The 6,220-nt window shown below is 41.2% G+C and carries 6 protein-coding genes and 1 pseudogene; 4 read left to right on the top strand and 3 right to left on the bottom strand.

Annotation, left to right across the window (positions count from 1 at the left end):
- Together JWQ85_RS16300 and JWQ85_RS16295 are read right to left on the bottom strand one after the other, a co-directional pair.
- Nucleotides 1–1,327, bottom strand: a pseudogene (locus tag JWQ85_RS16300) (endonuclease MutS2); the annotation flags it as partial.
- Nucleotides 1,308–1,910, bottom strand: coding sequence for a DUF4296 domain-containing protein (locus JWQ85_RS16295; RefSeq protein WP_299469863.1), 603 nt, complete (start codon nt 1,908–1,910; stop codon nt 1,308–1,310). The pseudogene JWQ85_RS16300 and the gene JWQ85_RS16295, both read right to left, overlap by 20 nt.
- A gap of 42 nt (nt 1,911–1,952) precedes the next feature.
- Here JWQ85_RS16295 and JWQ85_RS16290 point away from each other — a divergent pair, with 42 nt between their 5' ends.
- From JWQ85_RS16290 to JWQ85_RS16275, 4 genes are all read left to right on the top strand, one after another.
- Nucleotides 1,953–2,642 carry a YggS family pyridoxal phosphate-dependent enzyme gene (locus tag JWQ85_RS16290; protein ID WP_299469861.1) on the top strand — a complete coding sequence of 230 codons (690 nt, stop codon included), beginning with the start codon at nt 1,953–1,955 and terminating at the stop codon, nt 2,640–2,642.
- Between the two features lie 83 nt (nt 2,643–2,725).
- Complete coding sequence (locus tag JWQ85_RS16285; RefSeq protein ID WP_299469859.1) at nt 2,726–3,199, top strand: GNAT family N-acetyltransferase; 474 nt, start codon at nt 2,726–2,728, stop codon at nt 3,197–3,199.
- 2 nt (nt 3,200–3,201) lie between these two features.
- Nucleotides 3,202–4,020 carry a DUF3298 and DUF4163 domain-containing protein gene (locus JWQ85_RS16280; protein WP_299469857.1) on the top strand — a complete coding sequence of 273 codons (819 nt, stop codon included), beginning with the start codon at nt 3,202–3,204 and terminating at the stop codon, nt 4,018–4,020.
- Complete coding sequence (locus JWQ85_RS16275) at nt 4,007–5,263, top strand: aspartate kinase (protein WP_299469855.1); 1,257 nt, start codon at nt 4,007–4,009, stop codon at nt 5,261–5,263. The genes JWQ85_RS16280 and JWQ85_RS16275 overlap by 14 nt, the downstream gene beginning before the upstream one ends.
- Nucleotides 5,264–5,275: 12 nt before the next feature.
- On the opposite strand, the gene JWQ85_RS16270 is transcribed toward JWQ85_RS16275, so the two are convergent.
- Nucleotides 5,276–5,953 (bottom strand): DUF92 domain-containing protein, encoded by a 678-nt coding sequence (locus JWQ85_RS16270; protein ID WP_299469853.1) that lies wholly within the window; start codon nt 5,951–5,953, stop codon nt 5,276–5,278.
- Nucleotides 5,954–6,220 lie beyond the last annotated feature (267 nt).

Here is a 6,220-nt window from a genome sequence, read left to right as displayed (position 1 = left end):
AGGCTTCCAGCACGGCTTCGGCTATAGGGCCGCCAAATTGCGGGTCGGTACCGGTACCAAACTCATCTATCAGTATCAGCGTTTTACCATTGGCATCCTCCACAAATTTCTTCATTTTAGATAGATGGGCGCTGTAGGTACTCAGGTCGCTTTCAATCGACTGGTCATCACCAATATCAACAAAGATCTGCCTGAACACCCCTACCACGCTATCGGCGCTCGCCGGTATCAATAAGCCCGCCTGAACCATCATTTGCAGCAGGCCAACGGTTTTCATGCAAACAGATTTACCACCGGCGTTAGGGCCCGATACTACTATCACCCGTGTGCCTTCGTCAATGCCCACATTTAGCGGCACAACCGTTTTATGGTCTTTCTTAAAACTCAGGTATAGCAAAGGGTGGCGGGCATTTAACAACCTTAGCCTCGCTTCGTTAACTACCTTAGGCATTTCGCCTTCAATATCAATGGCAAACAGGGCCTTGGCGCGTACAAAGTCAAGCTTGGTAAGCAAACCATGGTACGATAGTAAAAGTGGCACATAAGGCCTTAATTCGTCTGTTAACGACGTTAAGATCTTAATGATCTCGCGGCGGCGGTCAAACTCCAGATCGCGGATGCGGTTATTGAGCGAGAACACTTCTTCCGGCTCTATATAAACCGTTTGGCCCGATGCCGATTCATCGTGTATAAAACCTTTTATCTTTCGCTTATTTTCTGCTAATAAAGGGATACAGATACGGCCATCGCGCACAGTTAATGAACCATCGGCCGTCCAGCCGTTGCTGGATGCGGTTTTAAATATCTGGTCTATTTTTTTACGGGCTTCCTGTTCGGCCTTTGCAATACCCGATGTGATATCCATCAGCTCGCGCGATGCATTGTGCCTTATTTTCCCCTTGGGGTCTATGATCAGATCAATCTTTTTCAGGATAGCTTTCTCTATCGGCAGGTGCTCAAACAGCGCTTCCAGGTTTGGATAGATACCTTCGCGTTCGCTAAAATAAGCTATCACCGCGAAAACGGTAGTTAGCGATGCCTGAACCTGAAAAAACTCTTCTTCAGACAAAAAGGAACCTTCAATACGCGCCTTATTGGCCAGCGATTTTATATCGTAAAAATTATTTATAGGCAGGGCTGCATCATTTTGCAGGATGTTCTTAAACTCGTTTGCCTGGTTCAGGAATTTAGCAATAAGGTCGTAATTACTCATTACCTGTATCTTATCAACCATTTCCTGGCCCATAACACTAAGGCAATGCGCTTTTATCAGTTCTTTTACCTCGGTGAACCCAAGTTTATCTGCGCTATTGAGGGGATACAGCATTCTTAAATTTCTTTCGGGCGTGTTTAGATTTATTTGCGATACGCTTTAATGAATCGGTCCTGGCTTTCTTAGCAAGCTTCGCGGCTTGCCTCATCGAATCGATCCTGGCTTTCATAGTAAGTTTCTTGCTAATTGGTTTTATTGTATTAACCGGGTGTTTTACAGAATCAACTTTACCTTTTGCAGCGGTATCGGTTTTACTTTTAATATTTTTAAGGGCAACCGGTTTGGGTGGCTTAACCGGGCGGTTTACAGAGTCTATCTTAGCTTTAATAATAGCATCTATTTTGCCATACATTTCCTGCAACCTATCCGGTTGTGTAGAATAATATTTAAGGCTTTTTTGAAACTGATCATCGGTTGTGTGGTGTTTTTTAAACACAGCAATATATTTAGCCCTGCCATATTTATACAGGCTATCGGGTATTTGCGGCAGTGTGTATATGGCCCCATCAGTTAGGTGTACATCGGTAAGTAAGCTTATCATCTCCTTCTCTTTGATGATACCATCTGGCACATCATTGCTTTTGCAAGCGGTTAAATAAAGCAATACTGAAAAAAACAAGCTTATATATTTTTGCATTCTGTAATTTAGCGGCGTTATAAAAAGCAAAATTACGGATAAATGAGCATTGCAGATAATATCAAAAGCTTAAAAAAAGAAACCGGGGATATAAATGTTTCCCTGCTGGCTGTTTCTAAAACAAAACCGGCAGCAGACCTACAGCAAGCCTACGATGCCGGGCAGCGTTTATTTGGCGAAAACACAGTACAGGAACTGGTTGAAAAGCAGGAACAATTACCTAAAGATATTGAATGGCACCTGATTGGCCACCTGCAAACTAACAAGGTTAAATATATTGCGCCCTTCATTAGCATGATACAATCTGTTGATAGTTTAAAACTTTTACAGGAAATAAATAAGCATGCCGAAAAAAACAAACGTGTTATTGACTGCCTGCTGCAAATTTATATTGCCGATGAAGAAACCAAATTTGGCTTAGGATTCGATGAAGCTATTGAACTGTTACGCAGCGAGGAATATGCCGCATTAAAAAATATCCGCATACGCGGATTAATGGGTATCGCCACTAATACCGATGTTGCAAAGCAAATAAAAGATGAGTATTACGAATTAAAAACCTTTTTTGACGGCATAAAACTTAGCTTTTTCCGCAAGGAAGAATCGTTTGACACACTGTCTATGGGCATGTCGTCTGATTATAAGGTTGCAATTGAACAGGGCAGCAATATGGTACGTTTAGGTAGTACTATATTTGGCGGCCGGGTGGTTAAACATTTTAAGAATAATTAGTGAGTGGTTGATTAAGTTGATTGGTGAATAATTTATAAAAATAAAATCTGTTGAGTACTATTGACTCAATGACTAATAACTAAATGACAAATAATTTTAATATAAGAATAGCCGTAAAACAAGATTGCCCAAGGCTGATGGAGCTTATTCATGAACTGGCTTTATTTGAACGCGCCCCTGAGGAAGTTACCGTTACGCTTGAAGAGTTTGAAGATGCAGGTTTTGGCACTAAACCTGTTTGGAAGGCTTTTGTGGCCGAGGCTGATGGTATAATAGTTGCTTTTGCACTATACTATGTGCGCTACTCTACCTGGAAGGGCTGCCGTTTATATCTGGAAGACCTGATAGTTACCGAAAAATATAGAGGTAAAGGCATAGGCAAGATCTTGTTTGATCGTTTGTTTCAGGAAACACGCGAACTGGGCTTTAGCGGCATGGTTTGGCAAGTGCTTGACTGGAACGAACCTGCGATAAGCTTTTATCGTAAATACGAAGCAAATATTGAAGCGGGCTGGTTAAATGCATCCTTATCAAAAGAACAGATAGCAATTTTATAACTATGAAAGTAACATCACTCCTGCTTTTAGCTGTTTTAGGGTTAAGCTCTTGCGAGTGGGGCGCCCCGGGTAAAAAAGAACCTGACGCCATATTTAAAGATACGCTTGCTTATACCTATCAGGCTATACATGAGCGTGCCGCCGATTGTGGCAGCAAAGCAGATAGTGCATGCACCGTAGTTAAAATAAAATATCCGCTGTTTAAGGGTAACGCTATTTTAAATGATACCATTAAGCGTAAGCTATTAAATTTGTTTATGCTGAGTGAAAAGCCGGATACCAGCTTAAATACAATGGCAGCAGCTTTTCTAAGATCGTACACAGATTTCAAAAAGGACAACCCAAAATCGGCTATGTATTACATACTGGATAGCTATGTTAAAGTTATAGGCCAGGATTCGGCATTAGTAGCGCTTGAGTATGGCGGTTACAATTTTCAGGGAGGTGCGCATGGTGCAAGCTTTACAGGTTTTATAAACTGGGATGGTAAAACAAACAAGAACGTAACGCTTGATGATATTTTAGTCGATGGTTACCATACCGAACTCACAAAAATAGCGGAGCAGATCTTCAGAAAGAATGAAAAGCTGACCGACACCTCATCGCTGGCGCGCGATTATTTTTTTAAGGATAATAAGTTCGCGCTGAATGAAAATTACTCTATTACACCGGCAGGGATCAAATTCGTGTACAACCAATATGAGATAAAACCTTATGCGGCCGGTAAAACGGAGTTGCTGCTACCCTATTCACAAATTAAAAAACTAATGCGACCGCAATCTGTCGCTGCACAATACATACATAAAAATGCTGGTATTTAAGTTCGGCGGGGCATCTGTTAAAGATGCAGAGGGTGTTATCAACCTGGGCAATGTTGTTAAAAATTACACAGGTAATCAAATATTAGTGGTGGTATCTGCAATGGGCAAAACCACTAATGAACTTGAGAAACTGACCAATGCGTATTTCAATGGAACAGACGATCTGCATGAGATATTTGAAGGGATAAAGGAATATCATTACCACATTGCACATGAACTATTTGGCGAGAACCACCCGGTGTTTAATGATATAGCCAATACTTTTGTAGAGATAGACTGGATGATAGAGGACGAACCGCATGACGATTACGACTTTATTTATGACCAGATCGTATCCATCGGCGAATTGGTATCTACCCGGATTGTTAACGCATGGTTCAATCATAAAGGTATCACCAGTAAATGGCTGGATGTCCGCGGCTATATCCATACAGATAATACTTACCGTGAAGGCATTGTAGATTGGGATAAAACCCGTGCAAGCGTCCAGAAAGATATCCCTGCCCTTTTAAATAATGGCGTGGTGGTAACACAGGGCTTTTTAGGTGGTACATCCGAGAATTTTACTACTACACTTGGTCGCGAAGGTTCTGATTATACAGCATCTATACTTGCCTCCTGCCTGAATGCCGAATCTGTTACCACCTGGAAAGATGTACCCGGCATATTAAACGCCGATCCAAAATTTTTTGCAGATACCATTAAGTTTGACGAGTTAAGCTATCAGGAAGCCATAGAGATGACTTATTATGGCGCGAGTGTTATCCATCCAAAAACAATAAAACCCCTGCAGAACGCCAATATACCGCTACTGGTTAAGCCATTTACCCACCCCGATGCACCAGGCACGGTGATAAAGGAAAATGTGATCAGCAAATTTGAGAAGCCTGTAATTATTGTAAAACAAAACCAGGTATTGCTTTCCATATTTACCAACGATTACTCTTTTATCTCTGAAAGCCATTTAAGCGAGATCTTCGGCGTGTTTGCCGATCATCACATAAAGGTTAACCTGATGCAAACATCTGCCCTAAGTTTTACCGCCTGTATTGATTACACGGCAGAACGCTTTGATAGGTTACTATTGGCATTGAAAGAATTATTTAAAGTGAAATATAACAGCGAGCTTACGCTGATAACCTTAAGGCATTATACAGATGATACGCTTGATGAGTTAACAGCCGGCAGAACTGTTTTAATGAAACAAACCAACAGGAATACAGCACAGGTTGTATTAAAGTAGTAAATTAACCTATCAGTTATAATACACTAATAAACAGCAAACTATAACAGCTATAAAAGTATTCAGGAAGTTTACTTCGTTGTTATTCATATAGCCTTTCCTTTCCAGTGTAGCGCCCAAAACAGAATCGGCTATGTTACCGGCTGTGCCTGCAATTATAATATTTAAGAACATGCTGTTCCAGCCAAATCCGATAGCATAAACGGATGCGATAACTGCCGCACCTGCAATGCCGATGAGTATGCCTTCCAAACTTATTACCCCGTCCCTGCCCTTTTCGTCTGGTTTAAAAGTGATGATATTATAAAACCGTTTGCCATAAACCGTACCCAGTTCTGACGATAAAGTATCTGCCGTGGCTGATGCGAATGCTGCTGCCATTAGTATAGTTGCCAGCAGTACATTATCAGGTATTATAAAGGCCAACAAACCTAATATAGCAGGTAAACCACCGTTGGCTAATACCTGCCGGGCATCGCGTTTTTCGGGATGCTGACCATCTCCTAAGTTCCTTTTCGTATTCTTTTTGTGGGATGTGGCTATTGTAGCGAAAACAAAGAAGGTAGCCAGTATAGCAATGCCAATAAACCCGATACCCATGTAAATACACAAAGCAACCACACCGCCGGTTATAGCTCCGCTCAATGTTAATTTGCCGGTTTTATGACTGGTATAAGTTGCTGTAAGCAAAAGGATTAGGAAAATGATATATGCTAAAGGCATTGTGCGTCAAACATAAAACTTTTTTGTCTAAAGGAGTAACATGATAAATCCCTTTTCCCTTTGTTGGTGTCCTCACCAACAACACTTAGGACAGGCTATTACAAGGTGAGTATAGCGGCTTGTTGGTGAGGACACCAACAAGAAGAGAACTTTAATAAAAAACGCCCTTAGCTTTCACTGAGAGCGTTTAAGGTAAATTTAACTTATGATTTTTTTTGTTGAGGCTTGTGGGCG

The organism is Mucilaginibacter sp. (assembly GCF_028288105.1).
In the GTDB taxonomy this organism is placed as follows: Bacteria; Bacteroidota; Bacteroidia; order Sphingobacteriales; family Sphingobacteriaceae; genus Mucilaginibacter.
This window is presented reverse-complemented; position numbering and strand designations above follow the sequence as displayed.